Annotated in this window: 22 protein-coding genes and 2 pseudogenes; 11 read left to right on the plus strand and 13 right to left on the minus strand. The window is 54.5% G+C overall.

The annotated features are described in order from the left end of the window. Positions 1-59: 59 nt before the first annotated feature. Genes JMJ16_RS55125 through JMJ16_RS55135 form a run of 3 tightly spaced genes read right to left on the minus strand, consistent with a single transcriptional unit; the run spans position 60 to position 1326 of the window. On the minus strand, positions 60-284 hold the full coding sequence (locus JMJ16_RS55125) for a carboxymuconolactone decarboxylase family protein (protein WP_236601966.1): 225 nt from the start codon (positions 282-284) through the stop codon (positions 60-62). 35 nt (positions 285-319) lie between these two features. Beyond that, positions 320-799, minus strand: a complete 480-nt coding sequence (locus JMJ16_RS55130) for a transposase (protein WP_236601122.1) — start codon at positions 797-799, stop codon at positions 320-322. A gap of 26 nt (positions 800-825) precedes the next feature. Then, complete coding sequence (locus JMJ16_RS55135) at positions 826-1326, minus strand: IS630 family transposase (RefSeq protein WP_236601123.1); 501 nt, start codon at positions 1324-1326, stop codon at positions 826-828. Between the two features lie 322 nt (positions 1327-1648). Here JMJ16_RS55135 and JMJ16_RS43975 point away from each other — a divergent pair, with 322 nt between their 5' ends. After that, complete coding sequence (locus tag JMJ16_RS43975; protein WP_201391946.1) at positions 1649-3160, plus strand: PLP-dependent aminotransferase family protein; 1512 nt, start codon at positions 1649-1651, stop codon at positions 3158-3160. Between the two features lie 150 nt (positions 3161-3310). On the opposite strand, the gene JMJ16_RS43980 is transcribed toward JMJ16_RS43975, so the two are convergent. Both JMJ16_RS43980 and JMJ16_RS43985 read right to left on the minus strand, forming a co-directional pair. Further along, positions 3311-4021 (minus strand): TetR/AcrR family transcriptional regulator, encoded by a 711-nt coding sequence (locus JMJ16_RS43980; protein WP_201391948.1) that lies wholly within the window; start codon positions 4019-4021, stop codon positions 3311-3313. A 36-nt stretch (positions 4022-4057) separates the two neighbouring features. Beyond that, positions 4058-4933 (minus strand): class I SAM-dependent methyltransferase, encoded by an 876-nt coding sequence (locus JMJ16_RS43985; protein WP_201391950.1) that lies wholly within the window; start codon positions 4931-4933, stop codon positions 4058-4060. 334 nt (positions 4934-5267) lie between these two features. Between JMJ16_RS43985 and JMJ16_RS43990 the strand changes: the two genes are divergently transcribed. Further along, on the plus strand, positions 5268-5942 hold the full coding sequence (locus JMJ16_RS43990; protein WP_201391952.1) for a 5'-methylthioadenosine/S-adenosylhomocysteine nucleosidase: 675 nt from the start codon (positions 5268-5270) through the stop codon (positions 5940-5942). A 176-nt stretch (positions 5943-6118) separates the two neighbouring features. Here JMJ16_RS43990 and JMJ16_RS43995 read toward each other — a convergent pair whose 3' ends face one another. Beyond that, positions 6119-6454: a VOC family protein gene (locus JMJ16_RS43995; RefSeq protein WP_201391954.1), complete on the minus strand. Its 336-nt coding sequence runs from the start codon at positions 6452-6454 to the stop codon at positions 6119-6121. Positions 6455-6789: 335 nt separating this feature from the next. Here JMJ16_RS43995 and JMJ16_RS44000 point away from each other — a divergent pair, with 335 nt between their 5' ends. Beyond that, positions 6790-8025 carry a transposase gene (locus JMJ16_RS44000; protein ID WP_255553306.1) on the plus strand — a complete coding sequence of 412 codons (1236 nt, stop codon included), beginning with the start codon at positions 6790-6792 and terminating at the stop codon, positions 8023-8025. Positions 8026-8212: 187 nt separating this feature from the next. Here JMJ16_RS44000 and JMJ16_RS44005 read toward each other — a convergent pair whose 3' ends face one another. The 3 genes from JMJ16_RS44005 to JMJ16_RS44015 are packed head-to-tail and all read right to left on the minus strand — an operon-like array spanning position 8213 to position 11606. Further along, positions 8213-9718, minus strand: coding sequence for an alpha-amylase family glycosyl hydrolase (locus tag JMJ16_RS44005; protein ID WP_201391958.1), 1506 nt, complete (start codon positions 9716-9718; stop codon positions 8213-8215). A 42-nt stretch (positions 9719-9760) separates the two neighbouring features. Then, positions 9761-11020, minus strand: a complete 1260-nt coding sequence (locus JMJ16_RS44010) for an RNA-guided endonuclease TnpB family protein (protein WP_201384132.1) — start codon at positions 11018-11020, stop codon at positions 9761-9763. Next, a complete protein-coding gene (locus JMJ16_RS44015) occupies positions 10992-11606 on the minus strand; it encodes an IS607 family transposase (RefSeq protein WP_201392345.1) in 615 nt (204 codons plus the stop codon). Before JMJ16_RS44015 ends, JMJ16_RS44010 begins: the two co-directional genes overlap by 29 nt. 285 nt (positions 11607-11891) lie before the next feature. Here JMJ16_RS44015 and JMJ16_RS44020 point away from each other — a divergent pair, with 285 nt between their 5' ends. From JMJ16_RS44020 to JMJ16_RS55145, 3 genes and pseudogenes are all read left to right on the plus strand, one after another. Then, positions 11892-12629 (plus strand): TetR/AcrR family transcriptional regulator, encoded by a 738-nt coding sequence (locus tag JMJ16_RS44020; protein WP_201391959.1) that lies wholly within the window; start codon positions 11892-11894, stop codon positions 12627-12629. Positions 12630-12829: 200 nt separating this feature from the next. Then, positions 12830-13561, plus strand: a pseudogene (locus JMJ16_RS55140) (PEP/pyruvate-binding domain-containing protein); the annotation flags it as partial. Positions 13562-14149: 588 nt separating this feature from the next. Further along, a complete protein-coding gene (locus JMJ16_RS55145) occupies positions 14150-15220 on the plus strand; it encodes a PEP-utilizing enzyme (protein WP_236602002.1) in 1071 nt (356 codons plus the stop codon). 28 nt (positions 15221-15248) lie between these two features. On the opposite strand, the gene JMJ16_RS44030 is transcribed toward JMJ16_RS55145, so the two are convergent. Both JMJ16_RS44030 and JMJ16_RS44035 read right to left on the minus strand, forming a co-directional pair. After that, complete coding sequence (locus JMJ16_RS44030) at positions 15249-17912, minus strand: PEP/pyruvate-binding domain-containing protein (RefSeq protein WP_201391961.1); 2664 nt, start codon at positions 17910-17912, stop codon at positions 15249-15251. A gap of 82 nt (positions 17913-17994) precedes the next feature. Next, complete coding sequence (locus tag JMJ16_RS44035; protein WP_201391963.1) at positions 17995-18453, minus strand: MarR family winged helix-turn-helix transcriptional regulator; 459 nt, start codon at positions 18451-18453, stop codon at positions 17995-17997. 341 nt (positions 18454-18794) lie between these two features. Here JMJ16_RS44035 and JMJ16_RS44040 point away from each other — a divergent pair, with 341 nt between their 5' ends. Then, on the plus strand, positions 18795-19298 hold the full coding sequence (locus JMJ16_RS44040; protein ID WP_201391965.1) for an SDR family oxidoreductase: 504 nt from the start codon (positions 18795-18797) through the stop codon (positions 19296-19298). Positions 19299-19370: 72 nt separating this feature from the next. Here JMJ16_RS44040 and JMJ16_RS44045 read toward each other — a convergent pair whose 3' ends face one another. After that, positions 19371-19796, minus strand: a complete 426-nt coding sequence (locus JMJ16_RS44045) for a DUF6069 family protein (RefSeq protein ID WP_201391967.1) — start codon at positions 19794-19796, stop codon at positions 19371-19373. A gap of 95 nt (positions 19797-19891) precedes the next feature. Continuing rightward, positions 19892-20308, minus strand: coding sequence for an MFS transporter (locus JMJ16_RS44050; protein ID WP_201391969.1), 417 nt, complete (start codon positions 20306-20308; stop codon positions 19892-19894). Positions 20309-20614: 306 nt separating this feature from the next. Here JMJ16_RS44050 and JMJ16_RS56545 point away from each other — a divergent pair. The 4 genes and pseudogenes from JMJ16_RS56545 to JMJ16_RS44070 form a co-directional block, all read left to right on the plus strand. Then, positions 20615-21957: pseudogene (locus JMJ16_RS56545) on the plus strand (N,N-dimethylformamidase beta subunit family domain-containing protein); the annotation flags it as partial. 93 nt (positions 21958-22050) lie between these two features. After that, entirely contained in the window at positions 22051-23352 is a 1302-nt protein-coding gene (locus JMJ16_RS56550; protein ID WP_307813393.1) for a choice-of-anchor D domain-containing protein, read from the plus strand. Between the two features lie 170 nt (positions 23353-23522). Continuing rightward, a complete protein-coding gene (locus tag JMJ16_RS44065) occupies positions 23523-25427 on the plus strand; it encodes an SWIM zinc finger domain-containing protein (RefSeq protein WP_201391972.1) in 1905 nt (634 codons plus the stop codon). Between the two features lie 291 nt (positions 25428-25718). Beyond that, on the plus strand, positions 25719-25931 hold the full coding sequence (locus JMJ16_RS44070) for a DUF2795 domain-containing protein (protein ID WP_201391973.1): 213 nt from the start codon (positions 25719-25721) through the stop codon (positions 25929-25931). The last annotated feature ends 15 nt before the right edge of the window (positions 25932-25946 follow it).

A 25946-nucleotide genomic window follows, 5' to 3' on the forward strand; every position in this document is an offset into this window, starting at 1 on the left:
AGCTTCTCAGTCCAGAGAAGGGCGGCGCGCTCACGGTCGCTGAAGAAAGGTGTCTCGTGCTAGACTGGTAGCGCATAGAGGCGCTGCTCCGTGTCGCCACCCTCGCGGGCATCGAAGCTATGCATATTGACGCAATATGCGCATCCATTGATCTGAGAGGCGCGCAAGCGTACCAGCTCCTTCAAAGGGGCCTCGAGCCCACAGTTGTTGATATATGTCTCAAGGCCGTTCATGGCCTTCATTGCTCCAGGCGCAGCTTTACCGTAATTTAGTCTTGTTCCCATGAGTGCTCTCCTTCTACTGACATCGTGATAAGAAACTAAACTGAGTAGCCGCATTGCAGTGAACAACTACGAATAATGTCGCGTTTGTGACGTAATCGCTCTTTTGCTCGAAGCAGCTCTTGATACAAGTGATCGAGGTCCCGACAACAGAGATTGCCCATCTCGACGCGCTTGAGATACTGCCAGATGCCCTCATCTGGGTTGAGGTCGGGAGCGTAGCCTGGAAGTTGCTCCAAATGCAGTCGTTTGCCCATCTTCGTTTTGAGAAAGGTCTTGATCTCATGGTTGCGATGGATGGGAGAGCCATCCCAGATGATCAGGACCTTGCCGCTGATCTTACGCAACAGCACTTTCAGAAATCCGACCACTGCCTCCGCATCATAGGAGGTCTGGCGCACTTGCATGAAAAGCCGCCCATCCAGGGTAATCCCACTGATCGCGGAGAGGTGATCCCGTGTCAGTTTCACGCGCAGAAGAGGCGTTTGCCTGCGCGGAGCCCAAGTACGAACCGCCATTGGCAGCAGATAGAACCCAGCCTCATCTACCCAGAGGATGGTGTATTTCTCGTTTTCGGCTTTTTTTTAATCGCTGGCCAACGATCTTCATACCACTGCTTGATAGCTTCTTCATTCCGTTGCGTCGCCCGTTCGATTGGCTGTTGAGGACTCCAACCAGCTTCTCGTAACAGTCGTCCGGCGTGATCGGGATGGTAACGGACACCAAAGCTGCGATAGATCACTTCCGCGATCCGCTTCCCTGTCCAGACATCTCCCCGAAATCCATAGGCTTCTGCCCCCTCCACCAACAAGCCAGGAATCTGCGCTTGTTGCTCAATTGACAGTTTTGGCTTCACGCCTTTAGGAGGATGTGCTTTGAGTGCTTCTATGCCGCCTTCTCTTGCTTGTTTCATCCATTGGCTCACGGCTCCCTTACTTACCCCTAGTGCTTTGGCTATATCCTTTTGTTGCCATCCTTGTTGCTTCAGTTTCCATGCTTGTTTGCGTCGTTCTTCTCGCCAATCGGCTTTCTTTGGTGCTCCCATGCTGCCGATTCTATCACAGTTTACTTGCTTCCGTCGACGTCAGTAACTAACTCTTTATGCAAGTTCTTGCTGCCGCCGTAGGCGGCAAGAGGGAAAAGAGAATTGGGGACACCCCAAACCCCCGCAAGGGGCTCTGCCCTTGACCCCGTTCGTCTGACTTGCCATCGGGGTAACTAGCAAGTGTTTCATGTAGTTGTTATCTTTCTGGAGGTAGTATATCTTAATAATGGACTTACTAAAAGAGCCAATTTATATTACTATGGCAGCGCCATTTTTAAGCAAAAAAAACTTTGAGCGCTTTCAGTAAAGGGAGCAGTAACTTATGCCAAAGCGGGCGAGACCGGTGGATAAACCGGAGATTATACTTGATCAGAACGCGCAGGCGCCGCTCTATCGCCAGCTTTATGAGCGCCTGCGGGCGCAAATCCTGGCGGGCCAGTTGGAGACGGGAGCGCGTCTTCCCTCGACGCGTGTCCTGGCTAGCCAGCTAGGGGTATCGCGTAATACGACGGCTCTGGCCTACGAACAGTTATTGCTGGAGGGATATCTGGAGAGCCGGGTGGGAGATGGAACGCGGGTGGCTCTCTTAGAGCCGGAGCAACTGGCACAGGCAGGCGGGAAGGTGTCAAAACAAAGTCGGAAGGGAACGCCAGCGACTCAGCATACTTTGTTGGCGAGGCGCGGGCAAATCCTACTCGACGAGTTTGCTGCGGGACATGAGGTAGAGGTAAGCCCAGACAAAGATATGTTTTTAGTGGGTGAGCCTGAAGTGGCGTACTTTCCCTATGAGATCTGGGCCAGGCTGATAGCGAAACACGCCCGGCAATCGCTGCAAGCCCACTCACGTTATCAGGATGTGCAGGGCTATGGACCTTTGCGCGAGGCCATTGTGGCTCACATCGGCATTACGCGTGGTGTACATTGTATGCCTGAACAGATCATACTGACCGCTGGAGCGCAAGGCGCGCTCGACCTGGTGGCGCGCGTCTTGCTCGATCCTGGTGAGCGGGCCTGGGTTGAGGATCCGGGCTACTTTGGGGCCAGGGGTGCGCTAATGGCTGCAGGAGCTGTTATGCTGCCAGTGCCTGTGGATCGCCAGGGCATCAGTGTAGAGGTTGGACGACAGCTTCAAGGCGAGGCGCGCCTGGCAGTAGTGACCCCCTCACATCAGTTTCCTACAGGGGTCACCATGAGCCTGGGTCGGCGCCTGGAACTGCTGGAATGGGCGAGGGAGACGCAAGGCTGGATAGTCGAGGATGACTATGATAGCGAGTATCGTTATAGCGGGCGGCCTCTAGAGGCGTTGCATGGCCTTGATCGTGCGGGGCGCGTGATCTATATTGGCACCTTTAGTAAGGTGCTCTTTCCCTCGTTGCGCCTGGGATATATGGTCGTGCCACCACAGTTGCTGGAGGGCTTTCTTGCCACCCGCCGCTTCGTCGATGTACACCTGCCGCTACTGGGGCAGATGGCCCTGGCCGATTTTATTACCGAGGGACACTTCGTGCGCTACCTACGCAAGATGCGCGGACTCTACATGGAGCGGCGCGATGCCCTGGTGAATGCCTTGAACCAGGAGCTGGGCAATATTCTGGACGTTACTATACCAGAAGCTGGCATCCACCTGGTTGCCTGGCTGCCGGAGGGGGTAAGTGCCGATAGCGTAGTCGAACTGGCTACAAAGCAAGGTCTGAGAATACTGCCTGTTTCGCGATTTAGCATGCGACCCCTCAAGCGTGACGGCCTCGTGCTTGGTTTCGCAAATGCAACTCCAGAGGCACTACGAGCAGATGTGCATGCCCTGGCGAGAGTGTTGCGGAGTGCGCTTACATAGACGCCTTAAGTAGCCGCATACGCCAGTAACGGGCCCACTGCTGACGTACGCGGCTACTGCTCCGTGGTCCGTTTATAATATGAATTCATTTTGAGCCTCGGAAAGAGGCGCATCCCATTTTCGTGTTCAGAGGATCTCGGCTTGTAGGAGCTATTCATCCTCTCTCGATTGTGTGGGCGGAACCAACCACTCCAGGAGATCTGAGTGCTCGGCTTGAGGTATCGAGCCTGCTGGCGCTCCCAACAAGCGTTCCAGCCCATCAGCACAGGCTTCTATGATCCGAGCGAGCCGGGGGAGATCATCAGGCGAATGGTCCTGCGCGCAGAGAATCTCGGCTGTCGCATACTCAAGGTCTTCAAACAGGGAGATGACCATTCTCGCCGCCTGATCCGGGTAGGGAGTCGTCAAGATGCCTTCTTCGATTCCTTGACGGATCATCTCCTCCAGCCAGGGCGTGAAACGTTTCACGCGAGCAATGTAGAGTTTGTGGCGAACGACGACATTCTCATCGCCATACCAGACGCGCAGAGACGCGAACACGAGGTGCCTGTGTGCATGTTTCCAGTGGTCCAGCGCGGTAAAGAAGCGCTGGAGTTTGGTGAGCGCGCCAGCCGTTGGATCATGAACGATAGGAAGCACTAACTGCTCGATCTGGTTCCCGATACGCTCGACCAGAGCCTCAAGCAAGGCCGGTTTGGAGTCAAAGTAGTGATAGAATGCTCCAGAGGAGATGTGCAATTCGCCCACCAGATCGGCAATTGCCATCTGTTCATAGCCCCTGGTTTCAATGGCACGTTGCGCTGCGCCAAGAATGGCGTTGCGGCGGGCCTCGTGAGCGGCTTCGTTGATGGTGCGTACCATGACTTCTCACCTCTCATTCGTAAAAGAAGACCAGTATCAGGGACGAACGACGGTCGCTTGAGCAATCCGTTCGACTTCGGACACCACCAGTTTCCGTCTCACAGATTTGAAGTAGCGTGTTTGATGCTCTGTACTCCCAACGTCTGCTGTCAGGCGGAGATGAAAGGGGGCGAGGTAGGATGCGACGCTGGAAGGTTCCAGGCCGAACAACCAGGGAGAGCCCCTTTTCGCCATCATATCCATCATTTTCTCCGTGCCCGGAATATCCGAACGTCGTTCGATAAAGCTTTTCAAGACGTAGGTAAACACAAGAATACTCCCAGAGGCCGAGGTGCCAACAAAAGCCAGTGTCCTGTGGACAGCTTCCTCCGAGAGGTACTGCGTCACGCCTTCCCACACAAAGATCGCTGGACTGGCAGGGTCGAAAGGTGTCCCACTGAAGACAGCTTCCAGACTCTGTGTGTCGAAGTCGATGGGGAGAAACGTGACCTGTTCCGGTAGCCGACCAAAATGTTTGTGTAGCTTCTTCTTTTTGTCTTCCTGCACAGATGGAAGGTCAACTTCAAACACGCGCGTGTGCTCTATACCGGTCAGGCGATAGGGGCGTGTATCAAACCCGGCGCCCAGGATCACCACTTGTTCGATCCCCTGCGAGAGGGCATCCCGGACGGCATCGTCGATAAAGCGCGTCCGAGAAATCTGGACGCCGTAAATCCCTGGCGTAATGGCATCCATCTGTTGGATCGTCAAATTGCGCATGCTTTTGAACTGCATCAGCGTCCGGATGGGGGTGCCAACCAGGTCTTTGACCATCGAATCATGAAACAGCCGGGTGTTCTCGGGCTGGTACTGTTCGATCAAACGACATATTGCTGCGCCAAGCGCTGTATTGCTTACACGTTGATTTGCCATAAGGAAACCTCACTCAATCAAAGCTTTTCTCTACTCAATCATAAACCGAGGCTCGGTTTATGATTGAGTAGAGCATAGTCTATGAACGAGCCGTTGTCAAGAGGAACACAGGCACACAGGTAAGTTTGAACTTGGTGCATGAATGCCCAGGCTTGAGCGCTGTTGAGCCATCTCCCCACGATCGCTACAGCCCAGAGTGGGAGGTTTTCTGAATTATGGTAAGCTGAGCATTATATGAAGCAGCGTAGCATCGGGCTAAGCCATCTTTCAGCAATGAAAGCAACCTGATGCTGTATTGTTTGACCCAAGGATACCAGAAACGAGAAGGAAACTCATGCAGTTACTTATCATCACACCTCTTGAAGAAGAACTCTCTTTTCTCTCCCAAAGTTTGCAAGCACAAGGTCTCTCAGAGAGCATTCAATCTGTGGGGAAGCTTACCGGGCATTGCTTCCCAAAATTAGGAGTAACGCTCGCTCTCGGCGGGCATGGCAAAGCGCAGTCTGCTCTGCAAACGCAACATTTTATCGACCATAGCGAACATATCGATCTCGTTATTTGTGCTGGAGCGGCGGGAGCCTTATCTCCTGGTACCGAGGTTGGTGATCTTGTTGTCGCAGAAACGACCATTGAGCATGATTACTTACTACGATTTGTACAGCGTCCCGCCCCGCAATTTGCTGGTTCCCAAGAGGCACTGAGTATGCTGCGCAGCAGTCAATATACTCTGCATCCAGCACAAGTGCACTATGGTATCATTGCCAGTGGTGATGAAGATATCGTTGATCTTGAACGGGCACAGGCGCTGCATTTGCAAACGAAAGCGCTTGCCGTTGCCTGGGAAGGTGCAGGCGTAGCGCGCTCCTGCCGCTTTAGTGGGATTCCCTACCTGGAAATCCGTGGCATCACCGACACGGCGGATCATGATGCACCCGCGGTTTTTGAGATGAACCTGAGCATTGCGATGGAAAACCTGGGCAGATTTCTTGTACAAGTGTTTATGAGGTAATCGAGGGTATTTCACCTGAAAATAACCCCAGGCGCAATCGCTTGGTCATGGTTATTTTCATCTGCTTCCCGCCTGACACTAACATTGCACTTCCTAACTCAGAAAAAAATGTGTATTAGGAGGATTTCTGAGTTAGGAAATATCCTCTCTTCCCGAAAAGGTATCGTAATTTTGCACTAGGCCAGAACCTCGATCAGGAATCCGCCTGGCGCTTGAACATAAAATGTCCAGGCATGACTCCGTTCCGGGGGCTTCATTTCAAATCCATCGTCTTTCAAGCGTTGATAGATCTCGTTGACGCGCTCCTCGCTTTCTTGGACAAAGCCGATATGAAATGTGCCTGGATAGCTCACCTGACCAGCTTTCATCAAGGTGAGTACCAGATTATCGTCGTCGAAAAGCACAGTAAAGCCTTTGTTGCCGCCCTGGTTGCGTAACCCGAAGCACGTTTCGAGAAAGTTGGCTGTCGCAGGGACATCAGTGACGGTCAGATTGACATGATTCAGTTTCATAGCTGCTAGACACTTCCTTACCCAAGGTAGGGAGAGAAGATGTTTCCTCTCCGGTCGACACTTCCATTCGACAATTTTTCGCTCTTTATCTTAACACCCGGGGCGGGAAGTCCCGTCTCCATTCATGGGACGGGATGAAAGCGCCGTTCCTTTCGGGCTGGGTGGATAGGGGCCAACTCTAACCAGGTTGTTCTCACGTCCCCTGACACGCTTCTCTGGAGACCTTGATCGTTCTGAGGGACAACTGAGGAGTGGATAGATCCTGTTCTCCCCACTTGTACACCCTACCCTTTTCTGCTATCATGCTCTGCATGTAAACGGTAAAAATCTACCAACTGAATTACCTATCATACAAACAATTCCAATACCTCAAAGCTGCTCAGATGGAAGCCGCACAGGTGTGGAATTGCTGTATGGAAATGCATAAAGCTGCACGTCTGGCTCATCTGCCCTGGCCAGAACGAGACGCGTTGCAGAAAGCCACCAAAGGGCGTTTTGCCCTGCACAGCCAATCGGTGCAGATGATGGTTGCCGCCTTCCTTGCCAACGTCCAGACCACACGCCATCTTCGTCAAACCCATCCCCAGATGAAGATGAAGTATCTCTGGCGCACCAAACGCTTTTATCCCGTCAAGTGGCCCGCGCAAGCGGTGAGCAAAGAACATAGGCGTGTGGTCCTGCCCATGGGCAAAGGACGCCCATCCCTGGTCTTGCCCATTGCGTTGCCCCAACACAGCGGCGCGTGCAGCCTGGTCTGGAATAATGGTTTTGAGTTGCATGTGTGCGTCGAAAGACCACAGGCAGCAGAAGCTCCCGGCACGGTTGCAGCCACCGTCGACCTGGGCGAGATCCACCTTGCAACTGTCACCACCACGACCAGCGAAGCCTTGATCGTCACCGGGCGCGGCATCCGTTCGCTCAAACGACAACGCCAGCAACAACTGGGCAAGATTGCCAAGAAGCAATCTCGATGCCAGAAGTCTTCTCGTCGTTGGAAGAGGCTGCAACGTGCGAAGAACAAGCAGTGCCGACGAGCAGAGCGCCGCATTCGAGATCTACGGCACAAAGCTACTTGCAAGGTGATTGACTTCTGTGTACAACACCACGTTGGAACGCTCTTCATTGGCAATCCTCATGGGGTGCGTGACAAGAAGAGTGGCAGACACCACAATCAGCGCATGGCCTTATGGGAATATGGCAAAGACAGAGACTACCTCACGCATAAGGCCAAAGCCGCTCACATCATGAGCTTCACTGGCTCGGAACGAGGAACCTCGAGCCAGTGTCCTGTATGTGGGCACACACACAAGCCCAAAGGCAGAAATTGGGCGTGTCGCGTCTGCCAGTTCTCCGGGCATCGGGACCTGGTGGGTTCGATCAATATGCATCGGCTTGCCTATGAGACCCAAGTGAAGTTTCCTCGTTCCTTCACGTATCTCCGTCCTGGCCCGTCCAGGTCAAGGAGTAGTCGGGCAGACACGCCCCAACGTTGTCTAAGCAAGACTGAGGCTCAACCACGTCTCGCGCAGACGGTCTCTTCGGAGACAGACCATCCCTCTGAATTGGCTTAGAAGCCCGTCCCGTTCTACGGGACGTGGAGTGTCACCATAAGCGCACGATCTAATCACGTATAAGGAGATTTACCGCTTGAATATAGATATGGGATGTTTCAACGTGCATGGTTGATGGCCCATTCAGGAAGTAGGAGCGTATGCCAGTAGCGCCGAGCCGCTCATGCAGGGCGGCCCGACGCTATGTTTAATAGCGGTTGGTGAGCTCTACGGCCTGGTGGCTGGGGAGCGTGAGAGTAATGCTGTTGCTCTGGAGCTGGTAAGCGGTGCCGGTCAGCTCATCGTGGAGCGTCTGGCTGCTGGCGAAGTTGTCCAGGTTGGGGATGGTGACGGTACGGGTACACCAGCAATTGTTGAGGGCGACAAGAACATTGCTGCCGCCATTCTCGCGCTCGAAGGCGTAGAAGCTATCATCGACCCACTTCTCATACTGCGCGCCGTTTTGCAGGGCGGCGTTGAGGTTGCGGGCGTAATTGAGCTTGGCGACATAGTTGTAGAGCGTACTACTGGTATTGAAAGAGTTGAACATGTCTTCGCGGTTGGCGGGATCGGCGCAGCCGCTGAAACCCTGCTCGGTGCCGTAGTACATGATCGGGATGCCACGACTGGCGAAGGTGAAGGCCAGGGCCATCTCAAGCTGGGGATATTTGTCCCAGGTTTGCGCGGGGTTGCCCGAGGCGTCGCAGAGGAAGCGATCCTGGTCATGGTTATCGATAAAAACACCATTGGTGCGCGCGTCTCGGTAGGAGCCGTCGGAGTTATAGCGATCACGGATCTCATACATGCTCTTATTCTGGGCGAAGACATCGTGGATGGTGTAGTACATAGGATAGTCCAGCACGGCATCCAGATAGTGGGTATAGTCGCCGACGTAGCCGGGATCGCCGCTATAGACTTCACCGATGGTAAAGGCTCCCGCGCTCTGAGCATAGCTGCTCCAGAAGGACTTGGGGACGTGCTTGACCGTGTCCACGCGCAAGCCATCGATGCCGGTTGTGCTGACCAGCCAACTCACATTATTGAGTAAAGTAGAGCGAGTCGTGGAGTCGTCCTGGTTGAGATCATTGAGGCCTGCCACATCCTCGTTTTCCAGGTCCCACTGGTTGTTGTAGTCCTGGATATTGCCGTTGTGGTGGTAGTTGCTGTAGTTGGGGAAGGTGGGCGCGGTGTAGTTGTAGGAGCCGGTGTGGTTGGCCACGACGTCGAGCATGACCCAGATGTTGCGGTTATGGGCCTGGGTCACAAGGCTTTGCAGGTCGCTCATACTGCCGAGATGACCATCGATGGAATAGAAGTCATAGCCCCAGTAGCCATGATAGGCATGGGCGTCATGCTGCATTACCACGGGTGTAATCCAGATGGCGGTGAAGCCCATATTCTTGATATAGTCCAGGTGATTGATAATGCCCTGGAAGTCACCGCCATGCCACGCGGTGGCATCCGAGCGATTGGTGTTGAAGCCGCCATAGTTATCGTTTCCGGAATTACCATCGCTAAAGCGGTCCGTTATGATAAAGTAGATGGAGCGACTGGTCCATTCATTGGCTGAATGGGCATAGACCCGCCTGGATGGCGAGATGACGAGGAGAACGGTCCCTACAAGGGCGAAGACGAGTAAGAGGGTCGCCAGCAGCAGCGCTCGGCGCCAGAGGCCTCCGTGCCTGGTGATTGGTAAAGAACATCCTGTTCTCATGTGATTGTAATATCCTGCCTTTCTAAATCTACTCAAAAGTGCTTACACACCCTCAAATAGATTCAATTGCTGCACTTGCCCCTTACAGGAAGCCCCTTTGACTTCTACGCCGCTTTGGGTCGCATGCAGCACACCGCACTCAGGACGAGCCTGAGTGTGTGGCTCTTGCCGAGCAAAAAACCTCGTCAGGATATTGTGCGCACTATTCTCATCGCGATCCATAACGAGTCCACATTCGACGCAACAATACGTTCTCTTCCACAGTGGCATGGCTTGCAGATTCCCACAGCCACTACACTGCTTGGAGGTATTGCGCTCATCTAAAAAGTGAAGGTCCTTCCCGTACAATTGGCTTTTGTAGGTGAGCATTTGAATGAAAGTGTACAAGCCCCACTCATTGAATACTGCACGATTGAGGTGTTTGTTGCGCTCTCGATGCTCTTTCGTGACCATTTGTCTTTGGGAAAGGTCCCCAACCACAACGGTTCTCTCAACCAGTTTGTGGGCTATCAAGTGTGACGCTTTATGAAGACTATCCTGTTGTTTATTGCGTTTTTTCTGGGAAACGCGCTTGTAGATCTTGCTTAAGTGAAGATATCGACGTGATTTCTTTTTGCACTTGTCACGCTTGGAACGAATCTTATCCAGTTGTTTGTTGTGCCAACGTGCCCCCTTGAAGCCGCCAATGGTATAGACTCTGCCTTGCTCATTGACGCCTGTTGCCAGGGTCTTGATGCCGAGATCAAAAGCAACCGTTCCTTCTGTTTCGTGTCGTTTCTCGTTGCGCTCTCTGACAAATGAGGCAGAGTAGTTGCCTCTGCCATCGCGACTGATCGCCACTTCTCGAAAACCCTCTGGGGGCGCTTCTGTGAGGCGTGCAACAATGTTGGGATACACCTTTGCACCATGTTTGCCTCCACCACCAGTAGGCAGAATGAGCGTATCGCCTTCAATCTTGAGATACATTGCAGGATAGCAGAGCGTGAAAAAGCAGTGACGTGGGCGTACTCGCGGGAATCCTGGCGTCTCTCCTGCTTTGACTCTGCGATAGAAGGCTTTCATCGCACCATGAAGGCGGTAGTAGACCTCTTGCAGCAGTTTCCCATAGACCTGAACGAGCTCAGGATCATGCTGTTTGCTCTCTTGCAAGCTTCGTTTAGCTTCGTAGAGATCCCACTTCTCGCCCTCTCTGAGCCGCATCACCCACCAGTTGTACAGCCCTCTACACTTGCTTTGCATGAACTCAAGCGTAGCGGCATCCTGCTCGCTCACGTCAATCTTGATCTTTTTGCAAAGCAGCATCTTGTATTGCTTTCTTGTAGGAGCGCAATCCGTGAAGCCGGGCCGAAAAGACGGTCACGATAGCAATCAAATCTCGCACAAGCTCTTGTTCAGGAGAAAGGTTTTCGCCATTGATGACCACGAGTTCGGTATGGTGTCGCTCGCAAAACACTTCAAAGTATTCATAACCAAAGCGAACTAGCCGATCCCGATGGGCAAGAACAATGCGCCGTACCTGACCAAGCTCCACCATCTCCATGAGACGATTGAATTGTTTGCGTTTATAGTTGAGTCCACTACCAATATCTGACATCCATTCATCGACCTTGAGCGAATGCTGGTGACAATAGGCTTCTAACGCTTTTGTTTGATGAAGCAAATCAGGCTTGTGAGCAATCCCAGAGACACGTGAGTAAGCGATGGTGAGGCCCTGTTCTGGCGCTTTCAACCCGCGATACTCAAGGTATTGATCGTGCGTATAGTAACGCCTGTTTGATTGTGGAGAACGGTGAGCAACTAATTTGCCTTCACGGTCCCATTTTTGGAGCGTTTTGGTGGACTTGCCAATAAGTTTTCCGAATGCCTGGATATCGTATATGTTCTTCATAAACACATTTTAACACAATTTAGTGCTTATATCAGAACTGTTTCATAACCTCCTGTTGCCTCCGCTTGTGCCAACTCAAGTCCGTGGTTGTGCACGTCCTAACGAAGAAAACGATCCTTATGCGGAAATTATAACATGGAAAAGAGAGGTGGCCGTAGCGAACACCACGGCCACCTCTCTTTTCCATGTTATATTCTTGCTTTTGGTTTTGTTGTGCTGTATATTTATTATTGTTGATGTATGACCAAATAAGCTTATTTAGTCATGTAATGGAAGGAGTGTACTGTGGCAGAGCTGAGCCGGGAAGCAGGCCTGGAGGAGCAGGAGCAATCCAGGCGTGAGGCGCGGGCGCACCGTATTCTGGACGCTGCAGCGACCCTGATTCTGCGTTGGGGTTATAACAAAACAACTGTTGAGGATATCTCCAGGGGGGCTGGAGTCGCGAAGGGTACCATCTATCTGCACTGGAAGACGCGCGAGGACCTGTTTGGCGCGCTGATGAAGCGTGAGAAGATGGTGTTGACGGAGGATGTACAGCAGCGTGTAGCGCAAGATCCAGAGGGACAAACGCTGCGTGGCCTGTTTAGGCATTCGGCGCTGGCACTGCTGAAGCGTCCTTTATTGAAGGCGGTGCTCCTGCGCGATATGGATGTTATCGGGAAGCTGGTGCATCGCGAGCATAGCAGTGAGTTGTACCAGGAGAAGTTGCAGGGCTTTATCGTCTACCTGGAGTACCTGCGTGAACACCGCCTGGTGCGTACAGATATGAGTATGTCTGCCCAGGTGTATACCCTATCGGCGATCTTTATGGGCTTCTTCCTGATCGCGCCCCTGATGCCGGAAGAGTATATGCTCTCCGATGAGGAACTGGCGCGATGGTTGGCTGAGGCTGTGCAGCGTGCGCTTGTGTCCGATGGGGTTGATATGTCAAATGAGGCGCGAGTCGCCTCACATGCCTTTGACCAGTACCTGGATCGCGATAGGGCGGCGAGCCAGCAGATGTTTCAACAAGAGGTTGAATGACATTCAGGAGAATATACTGTGAAAGATGCTGCAACTGTTCCCCTTGTCTTAGCTATGGATGCTCAGATGGCTTTACTGGAGCATGTGGGAGGGAAAGGGGCCTCCCTGGCACGCCTGGTTAAAGCTGGCCTGCCTGTACCCCTGGATTTCATGTCACTACGGAGGCCTACCGCTGTTTTGTCAGCGAGAACGGGCTACAGGAGGAGATACTCGCCACTGTCGCAACGATTAATAGCGAGCAGCCAGCGACCCTCGAAGAGGCCGCGAAGCGTATAGGGCATCTCTTTATGCAGGGCACTATGCCAAAGAGCATTGAGCGCGCGATTCGCCAGGCTTATGCGGAGCTAGGCGGGAGCCAGCTCGCCGTCGCGGTACGCTCCTCGGCGACGGCTGAAGACTTACCTGAGCAGTCATTTGCGGGCCAGCAGGAGAGCTATCTTAACATTCGGGGTGAAGTGGAAGTGGTGGAGGCCGTCAAGCGCTGCTGGGCCTCGCTCTGGACGGCGCGTGCCCTTGGCTATCGCGCGCATCATGCCATAGCACCTGAGGATGTGGCCCTGGCCGTCGTGGTCCAGCAGCTTGTAAACGCCGAGGCGGCGGGAATTATGTTCACGGCTAACCCGCTCACAGGCTCACGTGAGCAGGTAGTGATCAACGCCGCCTGGGGACTGGGTGAGGCCATTGTCGGCGGGCAGGTCACTCCGGATACCTTTATCTTTGATAAGGCCCGCAGAGCGATAAGCGAGCAGCAAATAAACACTAAAAGAGTGATGACCGTACGGACCACTACTGGCACACGCGAGGAACCAGTCCCTGAGGAACAGCGCACACAGACGGCGCTCACGCCTGAGCAGGTTTTGGAGCTGGCACAGCTTGGTATGCGCATTGAAGCTCTTTATGCTCAGCCTATGGATGTAGAATGGGCTCTGTATGATGGATGCTTCTACATTGTACAGGCGCGGCCAATTACGACCCTACGTGCTCAGGAGGCGAGGTTTGAGGAGTGGAACGATAGTTTGAGCGGCGACTACCTCTGGACGAACGGCAACGTTGGCGAGGCGGTGCCCGATGTGATGACGCCCTGCACCTGGTCGCTTATCAAGATCTTTATCGCCGACACAATGGAGCCACTGCACCTCACGGAGCATAAGCCGATAGGGAACATCGGCGGCCATTTCTACCTTAACCTGAGTATTACCGCGTCGCTGGCTGCCCTGGCGGGCATGAACCAGAAGCAGTTGGCCAGGATCAGCGAGGGCATCTTTGGGCGTCTTCCCGAGGGACTGGAGGTGCCAGGGTTACCGTTGTCACGCTGGCGCTTGCTTAAAGCCCTGGTACCAGTCGCGATAAGGCTCAAGAAGCGCGTGCGCACCAATCAGAAGCGCCTGCCCACGTTTATCGCCGCGGCCCCGGCGCGTTGCGAGGAGCTACAAGCAAAGATCCGCAACGCCGCCAGCTCTCAGGAACTGCTCGCTTTGTGGCGCGATGAGATCACGCCATTCTTCCGCGAATGCTGTCATATGCTGGAGGCGGGTGCCAGGCGAGACGGGAACGCGCTCGCCCTCATTCGGCGTGACCTGGGCAAGCTCGTAGATGAGGAGGAGGCTAACACGCTCTTCTCAGGCCTGAGCGTAGGGCAGAACCACCTGGCGAGCCTGGGCCTGCTACTGGGCCTGGCGCGACTAGAGCGAGGCGAGATTGACCGCGAAACCTTTGCTCGTACCTATGCCCACCGGGGGCCGCATGAGTTTGAGGTCTCGCTACCACGTCCGGCTGAAGATCCCACCTGGATCGAGAGCCAGCTCGCAGGCCTACGCGAGGCACCGCTGGATGTCAACGCGCTCTTAGCTCGGCAGAAGGTCGCGCAAGCGGCGGCCTGGGAGCGCCTGCGCCAGCGTTATCCACGTAAAGCCGTAGCGCTCCGGCGGCGTGTAGACCGGGCCGCTGCCGCAGCTCATGATCGCGAGGCCGCCCGTTCAGAGGTCGTACGTGTCTTCTGGGTTCTGCGCACCTTTGTCTTGCGCGTGGGCGAGCTGACTGGTAAGGGCGAGGACCTCTTCTTCCTCTCGATTGAGGAAATTCTGGCCCTGCTGGGCGGGAATGAAGCAGCGCTCGTTACTGTACCCACGCGGCGCGCGACCTATGAACGCTACAGCGCTTTGCCGCCTCTGCCTGGGCTGATTCGCGGCCACTTTGATCCCTTCAAATGGGCAGCGGACCCACGGAGGCGCAGCGATGTCTTTGACGAGCGAGGGCAGGCGGCTCCTGCTAGCCAGACCATCACAGGTTTTCCCGGCGCGGCAGGCATCGTCGAGGGACGTGCACGCGTGGTCGCCTCACCCGAGGAGGGCGACCAACTCCAGCCCGGCGAGATCCTGGTCACGACGCAGACAAACGTGGGCTGGACGCCACTCTTCCCCCGGGCCGCCGCGGTCATCACCGATGTTGGCGCGCCCCTCTCGCATGCCGCCATCGTCGCCCGTGAACTGGGCATACCCGCCGTCGTGGGTTGTGGCAACGCAACCATGCGCCTGCATAGCGGCGACTGGCTGCGTGTAGACGGAGGTAAGGGCACTGTAGAGGTGCTGTAGCCAGCACCTCTATGGTATGCGCAAACGCTTACTCTTCGTTGAGGGTAATTGTGCCACTCGTGCCATCGATAGTGACGCGCTGGCCGCTGGTGATGCGTTCGGTCGCGGCGGGTACGCCAACCACAGCCGGGATGCCATACTCGCGAGCGACCACCGCACCGTGTGAGAGCATGCCGCCCATTTCCATGATCAGGCCACCTGCCGTCAGGAAAAGCGGCGTCCAACCAGGATCAGTGGAAGGGGCAACCAGGATCTCCCCGGGCTCCAGATGCGCACCGTTTGGATTGAGAACGACACGCGCTGTCGCCGTAATCTGTCCCGGGGAGGCGGGCGCGCCTGTCAGGATGTGTGCTGCCGCGTCACCCGTAGGGACGGGCGATGGCTCGGTACCATCCGAGAGAAGCAAGCGAGGAATGTGGCGGCGAGCCATTTCACGGTCGTAGCGGTCGCGTCGCTCGTGGACCAGGGGGCGCAGATCTTCACCGGCCAGCGCGCGATGGACTTCGGGCACGCTGAGGAAGATGACATCGTGCGCATTTTCTAGTTGCCCACTAGCTGCCAGTTGTTTGCCGATAGCGAGCAGGAACTTGCGCAGGTGGGCCATCAGCAAGATGATGCAATATTTGGGCATTTCGCGAAAGCCAACCAGGGCGCGGACACGGCTTAGGAAGAAGCCAACAAGCTTGCCCCGTAGCCAGCCCCTGCGGCGGGCACGCCTGGTCAGTTCGGCGACCATAGCCTCAGCTTCACGCACCCCACGTTCAAACTGGACATCAGGTGAGGCGATGTCATCCTCCAAGCGCAGGTAGTTGGCGAGCACGCCGATGATATGCGTGGGATCTTCAGACCAGCGCGTAATGCCCATATCGATCTCGGCGACGGCACGATGTCCATAACTGCATAGGAAGGCTGTAAGCTCGCTTTGTAACAGCGCAGGCAAGCTACCAGATAGGTAGCCTTGCGCGATCTCGGCAGTGGAGGTTTCACGCGCAAAGTGAGCGGTGAGAGGATTCGCTTTGATGCGCTGGGTCATGGTCCAGAGCTCCAGGTCCATCTCGGTGGTGGGATTGTTTGGCAGGCCACGGAGCACGATCTGCATATCGGCTGGAGAGGCATCCTTGCCCAGGAGATGGGTGGCGATGGCGTGCGAACCCAGTCCCGCAGGGATCATGGGCACAATAGTAGTGAACATGCGTTTGACTTCATGGCGAAAACTTTGCTCAAACTGTTGCAGTCCTTCAACGGCATCAGCTTCATGTTCTGCCGCGACCAGGGCTTCGAGGTGCTCGCGGAACTGTTTGATGCGTTTCTGTGTCCCCCTGGGGTTGAAGAGAGCTCGCAGGACGCTGATTGGCAGGTGGGTATTCAGGATGAAGGTGGCAAGTATGCGCCAGAAACGGAGCCGTTGTTTGGGAAGTGGGGCGAGGCGTGGATCGTTGCTGAGTTGTTCGATTAGTTCAACACTGCGCGTTTCACCAATCGAGGCTGCGCCCCGGAACAGCTTGCGCCCCAATTCGCTACGGATCACGCGGGTCAGATCAATATAGATCCGTTCGCCTGCTTCTATGAAAATGGCTGGACCATCCCAGGGATCGCTGGGGCCCAGATCCATGAAGGTGGCCACGGTGCCTGTAAAGAACTGGAGGGCTGAACGGCCAGCCGGTGTGATGGGACCAAAGACGCCCTGGAGAATATTAAAGGAGAAGTAGGCGCGCAGGTCGTCATCAGAGGTAGGAGCGTTGTCTGGCAGAGGATAGAGCGTCGTAATGGGGCGGGACTGCACAAGCCACAGTTTGCTATTGGCGTCAATGGCCCATTCGATATCTTGTGGAGCGCCATAGTAGTGTTCAACCTGTACGCCGAGCCGCGCCACTGCACGCACCTGTTCATCGGTCAGGCAGGCTGTATCACTGACGGCCTGGTTCTCGGCCTGGAAGGTGCCACCGCCCGCGATGGAGCTGATGACGAGCTTTTTGTCGCCGAGATGGCGCTCGACAATTTCGCCGGTGCTGCTATTGACGACAAAGTGGTCAGGGTTGCTGGCACCGGAGACGACTGCTTCGCCCAGGCCAGGGTTAGCGTCAATAACGGCCTGGCGTCGCTTGCCAGTGAGCGGATTGGCGGTGAAAAGCACGCCCGCGACCGTGGAATCAACCATTGTTTGTACGACGATGGCCAGGCGGACCGTGCGCTGATCAATCTTTAGATTGGAACGATAGCTGACGGCGCGGTCGCTCCAGAGGGAGGCAAAGCAGCGCTGTACAGCATTGAGCAGGGTCTCTTGCCCAACGATATTGAGGTAGGTGTCTTGCTGACCGGCAAAGGATGCTCCGGGCAGATCTTCGGCAGTGGCGGAGGAGCGCACGGCTACAGGAGTGTTCTCGCCAAGCTGTTGGTAGGCATGGAGGATGGCTTCAGTGATCTCAGAAGGGAGTGCTGTATTCAGGAGACGAGTACGAGCTGTTTCAGCCAGGATATTGTGGTCTACTGTCTGAGCCTCAGCCAGCAATGAATCCATTCCGGCGTCAGCGGCGAATCGGGCATAGGCATGCGTGGTGACGCAGAAGCCCGGGGGAACGGGCAGCCCGGCGCTGATCATTTCGCCCAGGTTCGCTGCCTTGCCGCCAACCAGCGCGAGCTGATCTCGATGCAACCCTGCCAACGGGATCACAAGGGCATCCATCGCTTGCATAGTGTTGTCCTCTTGTCCTGGCAGCGGTGTGCTTGCTTGTGTTGCGCTATGAGAGTGAGAAGTCAGCTCAGCTTTTGCTTTCTCAGCTTGATTGAGAGATGGTTGACTCTGCGGCTGGAGAGACATCATGCTTCCCCTTTCTTTTTCCTGCTTCAGCCAGGAGCAGCATTGCCTGCAATACCTGTGCCTGCTCCTCTGGTGAAAGATAAGCCATCACGGCAATTTGCGCATCGGCGCGTCGTTGTTCAACTTGTGCGATCAATGCTCGACCACGTTCGGTCAGTGCAACCTGTTTGGTACGGCGATCACGTTTGTCTTCGCGCCGACTTAGCAGCCCCTGTACCACAAGCTGGTCGATCAGGCGGCTGGTGGCTGAGAGTGAACGGCTTAGCTGTTCGGCGATCTGCTTGATGCTCAATTCACCCTTTGTCTCTAATGTGATTAAGGTAGCTACCTGCGCAAATGAGAGATCAAATGCTTGATCGGCGCGTAGCATACCAACAATAAAATCCTGGAAAATGGCCCGCCTGAGAGTGCGCATGCTCTGTGCGAGCAATTCCTGGTCAGTTGTATGAATTGACGGCCCCTTTCCTTCTTTAGTTGCAAACTTGCAATTTTTTTACTATGTAAACTATAGCAAACGTACAAGTAATAAGTCAAGGAGCTCAGCTTATGCCAGTGTTTGACAGCAATGATGGGAAACCTTGAGCGACGTGGGAGAACTGATTTGACGGCCAGCTACAGGCGTACGCGGCTACAGGTTCCCCAACCGAGTAGCCGTGTACGTAAATAACCCCTGTCAGTGGTGACTTAGTAGTTTGCCATTGCTTTTGAAGGTTGTAAGCTAAGAAGCTCTTTTAGTTTTTCCTCCTCTTTCAAGAAGTGGAGGAGCAGCTTGGAGGGCTTGACATCCTTATCAACAATGCGGGCATTGGCGTTATGCACTCGACCGCAGAGTTGACAGAAGAGGAATTTGACAGCATGTTTGCGCTTAATGCCAGGGGAACCTTTTTCGCGCTCCAGGAGGCTGCTCGACGTATGCGCGATGGAGGACGAATTATCAGCCTCTCAACTGGAGTGACCGTTGCCACGACACCAGCTTTTGGCGCATACGCCGGGAGTAAAGCAGCTGTAGAGCATTTTAGCCTGGCCCTCGCCAAAGAACTGGGACCACGCGCCATCACTGTTAATACCATACTGCCAACCCTTGTCGATACTGGCACCTTACTGCTTTCCGAGGAGGCTATCGCACATTTTGTACAGCAAACGCCCCTTGGGCGGCTTGGGCAGCCACGAGACATCGCCGATATCATTGCCTTTCTAGTTAGCGAGCAGGGCAGCTGGATTACAGGACAGGCTATTCGCGCGGGCGGTGGACTGATTTAATGGCCCGCTCCTGGCGTACGTGGCTACTTGGTTGGGAAAACTGTAGCCGCGTACGCCAGGAGCGGGTCTCCCCTATTTGCGCGTAAGGGTGGTTAGCAGCCCCACGACGATGGCGGCGGTAATGATATGCATGGTCAACATGGTCCAGAAGATGGGCAGGTTCATGCCGGGAGCAGGGAATAGGCCGATCAGGGCCATGATGGGCGTGAGCAGCGAGAGACACAGAGCGATAAGCGCCAGAACGCGGTAGAACTGAATGGGTCGCCGGGCAAAGCGACTGACCAGCACAAAGGCCAGCAGAGCTAGCAGCACAAAGAAAATGGTGCTACCTATGACTGAGGGTAACTGCAAGCTTGCAAAGCTCTCGGGAACCCCGAGGAAGGCGACGGCTAACGTACGGATAAGGCTATTCACAAGGGCCGCGACGATAAGCGTCAGTGGACCGACCCAGAGGAGCTTGCGTGCAGCTACTTGTTTGTGCGAGATCATGGATGCCATGGATTGTTCTCCTTATATTTTATCTACTCAGTTGTAGGGATCGAGAGAAGTATAGCCTCAAGCGTATGCCGGGAGGAAGGATGGAAAGACACATTTCATGCTGTGTCGAAAGTCATGGTCTTCTCTGTGATAAAGAGGAAGAAAGGGACGAGCATGAGGAGGGTGCAGGCAGCGCTGAGTGCGAAGGCAGTCTGTAGGCCAAGCGTTTGGGCCAGGAGGCCACCTGGCAAAGGGCCGCTGGCGGCGATGCTATTGCCCAGAAAACTATAGGCGGCACTGACACGACCTAAGAGTGGCGATGGTACCTTACGCCCAAGCAGGGAGTATGCGGCGATGGTCCACATGGGGCTGCCGATGCCACCGATGAAGCCTGCCGCTTCGACAAGCCAGGGATTGTTGCTAAGAGCGGGGACGCCAAACATGAGCGCATTCCCAATGATATTTAAACCAATGGGCCAGCGCCTACCCAGCAACCTTTGTGTAGGAAGCGTTAAAACGTGAGCTTTTGTCAATTATGCTTTTAGTGACAGCGGTGGCTTTATTGCTAGTGTGATGTAGGAGCTTTACAGCGTCGGTCAGAAGCTTTTTGACTGAGAATGTATATACTTGATATCCATTTTTTGTTGCCCGTCTCCACCGATTCACCATCATTTTCGCTACAAGGTAAACACATGCAATCGCTAGAGTTGTAAGTGGGTTGAAGTGGGTTGATTTACTGCCCACACGTCCATTTTGTGGCAGAAGAATTTTATCTCGAGCGTGGCTTGAGAGAAATTGGGAGCAGGGTGATGAAAAAGTTGGTGTCTCGATGGCGCCCAATGCGTATCATTCTTGTATGTCTCTTGATAGCGGCCGCGCTACCAGTCATATATGTGACCGCAAGACTGGTGGTTGGGGCGAGGCATGCGACACAGAACGCGATCCAGGTCGAGAATAGCAAACCGGGAACCGATGGCTGGAATGATTTTGCCTCTGATTTGCAGTATGATCTGATTTCTGGTTATGGCTCGAAAATTAGTGTCAATCATGGCGACTCGTTGGACTTGTATGTTACAACGACCGCGCCCAGCTTTAGCATTGATGTCTTTCGCACGGGTTGGTATGGGGGAATAGGCGCGCGCAAGGTGACTTCGCTGGGCAGTTTTACCGGCGTGCATCAGCCAATGCCTAATCCTGATCCCAAAACTGGCCTGATTGATTGTAACTGGACAAAGACGACCACGCTGAATATCCCATCTGACTGGGTGACGGGGTCTACCTGGCGAAACTGACCACCTCGACGAATAAGTCAAGCTTCATCTTCTTTGTGGTGCGTGACGATGGCGGGCACGAGGATATCATCTTCCAGACGAGCGTAACAACCTATCAGGCGTATAACACCTGGGGAGGGACCGGACTCTATAATAATGAGACCAATAAATCGATCTTTAGTGGAGCACATGCCTCGAAGGTTTCGTTTAACCGTCCCTTCCGTCCTGGCGATAGCAATGGCGCGGGCCACTACTTCTTCTGGGAGTATAAGTTCGTGCGCTGGGCGGAGTCGCGTGGCTATGACCTGACCTATACCACGGATATAGATACGGCCGCCAATACCAACCCCCTGACCAATCACAAGGCCTTCCTCTCGGTTGGGCATGATGAGTATTGGACCAAGTCGATGCGCGACAACGTCGAGAATGCCATCAATGCGGGCGTGAATGTTGGCTTCTTTGGCGCGAATACCTCCTACTGGCAGATTCGCCTGGAGTCCGATAGCAAAGGCGTCGCCAATCGGATCGAGGTGGGGTATAAAGACTTCGCCCAATTTAACACGCCGCCGGGGCCCGATCCCATGTTTAATGTGGATAACTCTGTGCTCACCGATCTCTGGCGCGATCCGCATATTAATCGCCCGGAGAACGGGATGGCAGGCGTTATGTATGAGCAGCAGGTATACCAGGATTATACCTTTGTGGCTAAGAATACCTCGCACTGGATCTATGCCGGCACGGGCTTTACGGATGGCAGCAAGGTTCCAGGTATCATTGGCTACGAATATGACAGGGTGTTCAACAATGGCGCGACGCCGCCAGGCCTGACCGTGCTGGGTTCCTCGCCGGTGAACGCCTGTTGTGGTACGGGCAATTCGCACGCCGACACGACGATATACACGGCCTCCAGCGGGGCACGCGTCTTTGCCTCGGGTACCATCCAATGGAGCCTGGGCCTGGATAATTCCCAGGGCAATACCTACGCCAACGTGGGCATTCAGCAGATGACTGCTAACCTGCTTAATAACTTCATCAGTGCCGCCCCTCCGGGAGTGAGCCTGAATCCTGGTAGCATCAACTTTGGCAACCAGAACGTCAATACCGCCAGCAGCTCACAGAGCCTGACGCTGATCAATAACGGCAGCAGCGCCTTGACGATTAATAGCATTGGCATCACGGGTGGCAGCGCGGGCGACTTCAGCCAGAGCAATACCTGTCCCATAAGCCCGAGTACCCTGGCGGCCCACGCTTCCTGTACCATTAGCGTCACTTATCAGCCGAGCGTGCAGGGGAATAGTAGCGCGACGCTGACCATCAATGACGATGCCAGCGGGAGTCCGCACACGGCTGCATTGACGGGAGCTGGCGTTGTGCCCGCGCCAGGGAGCAGCCTGAGTCCCACGAGTTTGGACTTTGGAACGCAGAATCTCAGCATTGCCAGCGGGGCAAAACAGATTACCCTGACCAATAACGGGACCGCTGCCCTGACGATCAATAGCATTGGCATCAGTGGCACAAATGCTAGCGATTATACGCAGAGCAACAGTTGTCCCGCCAGTTCAAGTACGCTGGCCCCCAATGCCTCCTGTACGATCAATGTCACCTTTACACCGGCTGGACTGGGAAGTCGGAGCGCGACCCTGACCGTGAATGATAGCGCGGCGGGAAGCCCTTACGCGATTGCCCTGACCGGGACGGGCGTCAACTCCACGATCTACTTTAGCGATGGTTTTGAAGGTGGTAACACGAGTAAGTGGTCGCTACCCAATAGCGATGGCTCAGGAAGCATAACGGTTGAGTCGAGCCAGGTCCATAGCGGAACGAAGGCCGCGGCCATTACCAATGGCAGTAACCAGTATGCCTACCTGTATGCGCCGCTCTCCTCGGCCCAGGCACATACTTACACGCGCTTCTATGTACGCCTGGCGAGTACCACCTACGGCAGTATCGTGGCGATTGGGCGTAACCAGAATAATGGCTCAATCTGGGAGGTTGACTACGACAATGTCACGCACGCCTTTGACATCTACTTCTGGGGGGCATCGAATCAGGTCTATAGTATCTCGACGCCCAATAATTCGGTCAATGCCAACACCTGGTATAGCCTGGAGATCCAGGACTTCCAGGACCAGGCAGGACACGCCCAGGTCTGGTTAAATGGAGCATCTCAGGGTAGCATTGACCAGAATCTCTCCACAGGCAATCCCTTCCAGCGCATTATGATGTATAGCAACGCCCAGACGACGCTCTACTTCGATGATGTGCAGGTCGCGAGCAGCTACAACGGACCCACCTCGGGAGAATAGAGTCTGGAAAAAGAGACAGGGGTGGAGCGCAACGCGCTCCACCCCTGTCTCTTTTTCCAGACTCTATAAATATTTAATATGGCTTTTTTCCAGGTTTGTGCTAAACTTTTAGCCAGGAAATCCCTTTCATGTCTGACCAGAAGCATTTCTAATAATAGATGGGTTGCAGTATGCCAGTGTCATTTTTAACAGAAGAGCTCGTTCGTGGTAATGCGACGGGGAACTCGTATGAGCGCGGGAAGGTCTACTATAACCAGGGGGCGGTCACCTCGCTTGTATTGCGTGGCGATACATATGAGGCGCGGGTGCAAGGGAGCGAGTACGAGCCATACCATGTTATGGTAGTTAATCAACCGGGAGCCGTTAAGGCAGCGTGCAGTTGCCCATACAACTATGGTGGCCTATGCAAGCATATGGTCGCCGTGTGCCTGATGATCCTGTATAAGCCGGATGCTGTGGAGGAGGCTCCCAGCCTGGATGAGCTACTGGCGGGCCTGACAACCGAGCAATTGGTACAGATCGTGAAAAAGCTAGTTGCGTCTGATGAAGAGCTTATTGAGCAGGTAGAAATGATGGTGGAGGTCTTGAAGGCTACGCAGAGTCAGCCAGGGCCAAAGGCACAGGGTAAGCAGGAGCTGCCTGGGATAGAAGCTACATTTGTGCGTAAACGGCTGAAAAAGGCCTTTGATGAGGCCGCCGATTACTGGGATGGTTACGACGATTATTATGAGGAATATAGCAATCCCGGCCTGGAAGAGGTAGACTCGTTTCTTGAACTGTTTACCTCGATGATAAACGCACGCCAGGAGCGCGGCGTGCTGGAGGCCTTCAAGGCCCTGCTCGATGTTTATATTGACTACTGGGTGGACGCTGATGACGAGTATGTCGATCTATCCATGCTGTATTCGACTGGAATAGAAATTACCTCCCTGCTGGCTGAGGCCCTGTTGGGGGCTGAACTGACGAAGCAGGAGCGTGAGCAGTGGCAGAAGCAGATCAAGAAGTGGGAGAAGCAGCTTAGTGATAGCTGGGCGAACTCTCGTGTGTTTCTCGTAATGAAGCAGGTCCTGAAGGAGGGTTGGGAGGAGGAGTCCCTTAAGCGAATACTGGCAGGAGAAATCGCGGATGCCGAGGAGGCGGAAGGGGCCGAGGCCGTGGCAGACTTCTGGGGCGAGGAGCAAGACTTCGAGGATGAGGATGATGAGGAAGTTGAGATCTCGGACGACGAAGAGGTAGGCGATATCGTCGAGGTGCGCCTGCATGTCCTGGCGCGTCACGAGCGCTGGGAGGAGTACCTGAACCTGGCGCGAGCCATGAAGCGCTATAAAGAATATGTGCAGCAGTTGCTGAAAATGGGGCGGCAGCAGGAGGCCATCGACTTTGGCCTGAAGCATTTGCAGAGCCAGAGTGAGATGTTGGAACTGGCACAGAGAGTCTATGCAAACGGCGTGGTCAACGAGGCTCTCCGGGTAGCGGAACATGGTCTCCAGCTTCCGGACCATACCCCAAGCTATGGCAATGTGAAGCTCTCCCTGGCAGAGTGGACAATGGGAGTCGCCAGGCAAGCGGGCAGACAAGACCTGGCGCTGGCATCGGCATGGTATGTCTTTTTAAAGCGCTGTACCCTGACCAGCTACCTCAACGTCAAAGAGATCGCGGGCGAGGGTTGGCCAAAGTTGCGCTCAGAGGTGTTAGAGCATGTAAAGAAGGAAAAAAGCGATGATGCGATACGGATCTTCCTGCGCGAGGATATGATCGATGACGCTATCAAGCTGGTTGAGAAGCCGGGGTATGCAGGAGGGGAAAACCTAAGGAACATCAAGGCACAGACGGTATTGGAGGCCGCTGCTAGCAAGCGCCCGGAGTGGGTAATTGGCTATTGTCACCCTCTGGTTGAAGACGCTCTGGCAAGGGCACACCATTCTTACTATGCAGATATTGTGCGCTATCTGGGGTATATGAAGCAGGCATATATGTCTGCGAACAAAGGTGGAGAGTGGGGCGAATATATCAGGCGCCTGCGTGATAAGCACCGGTCGAAAAAGAAGCTGATCGAGTTGATGCAAAAGCTTTGATGATGAGTTTGCATATACTTCTTCGCCTGGTTCTGCATACTAGGAACAGAGTAACAAACCGAGCGGCGTTACGACGGTGTGAATGCCTATCGAAAACCTGAGCGCGTGAGCGCTAGCCACTGTAGTGGCGTTGGTTTTCGTATAAAAAGATAGCGTCGCCGGGAAGCTGCTTTTGTTATGTCAGAGTGAATATTTAAGATAGGCAGCTATACGTGTGAAGAACTTGCGTACCGGTACCACACTTTGGCGCAAGTGCCTCATGTGAACAAGCTGCTGATTAGGAGGAAAAAGATGGCCCAGCAGCCAATTAATCCAGTCCAGGTTGAGAAGTGTATCAAAGGCCTTGACTTCCCCGCTGACAAGCAGGAAGTTATCGAGTATGCGAGCCAGCATGGCGCGACCAACGAGATCCGCCAGGCGCTCCAGAGCTTGCCCGAGAGAAGCTTCGACAGCCCTGTTGGCTTGACCAAGGCTATCGGTGAGATGAACCGCAGCCAGCGCTAACACGTTTTAAGCGCG

It is taken from the genome of Ktedonobacter sp. SOSP1-52 (genome assembly GCF_016587395.1).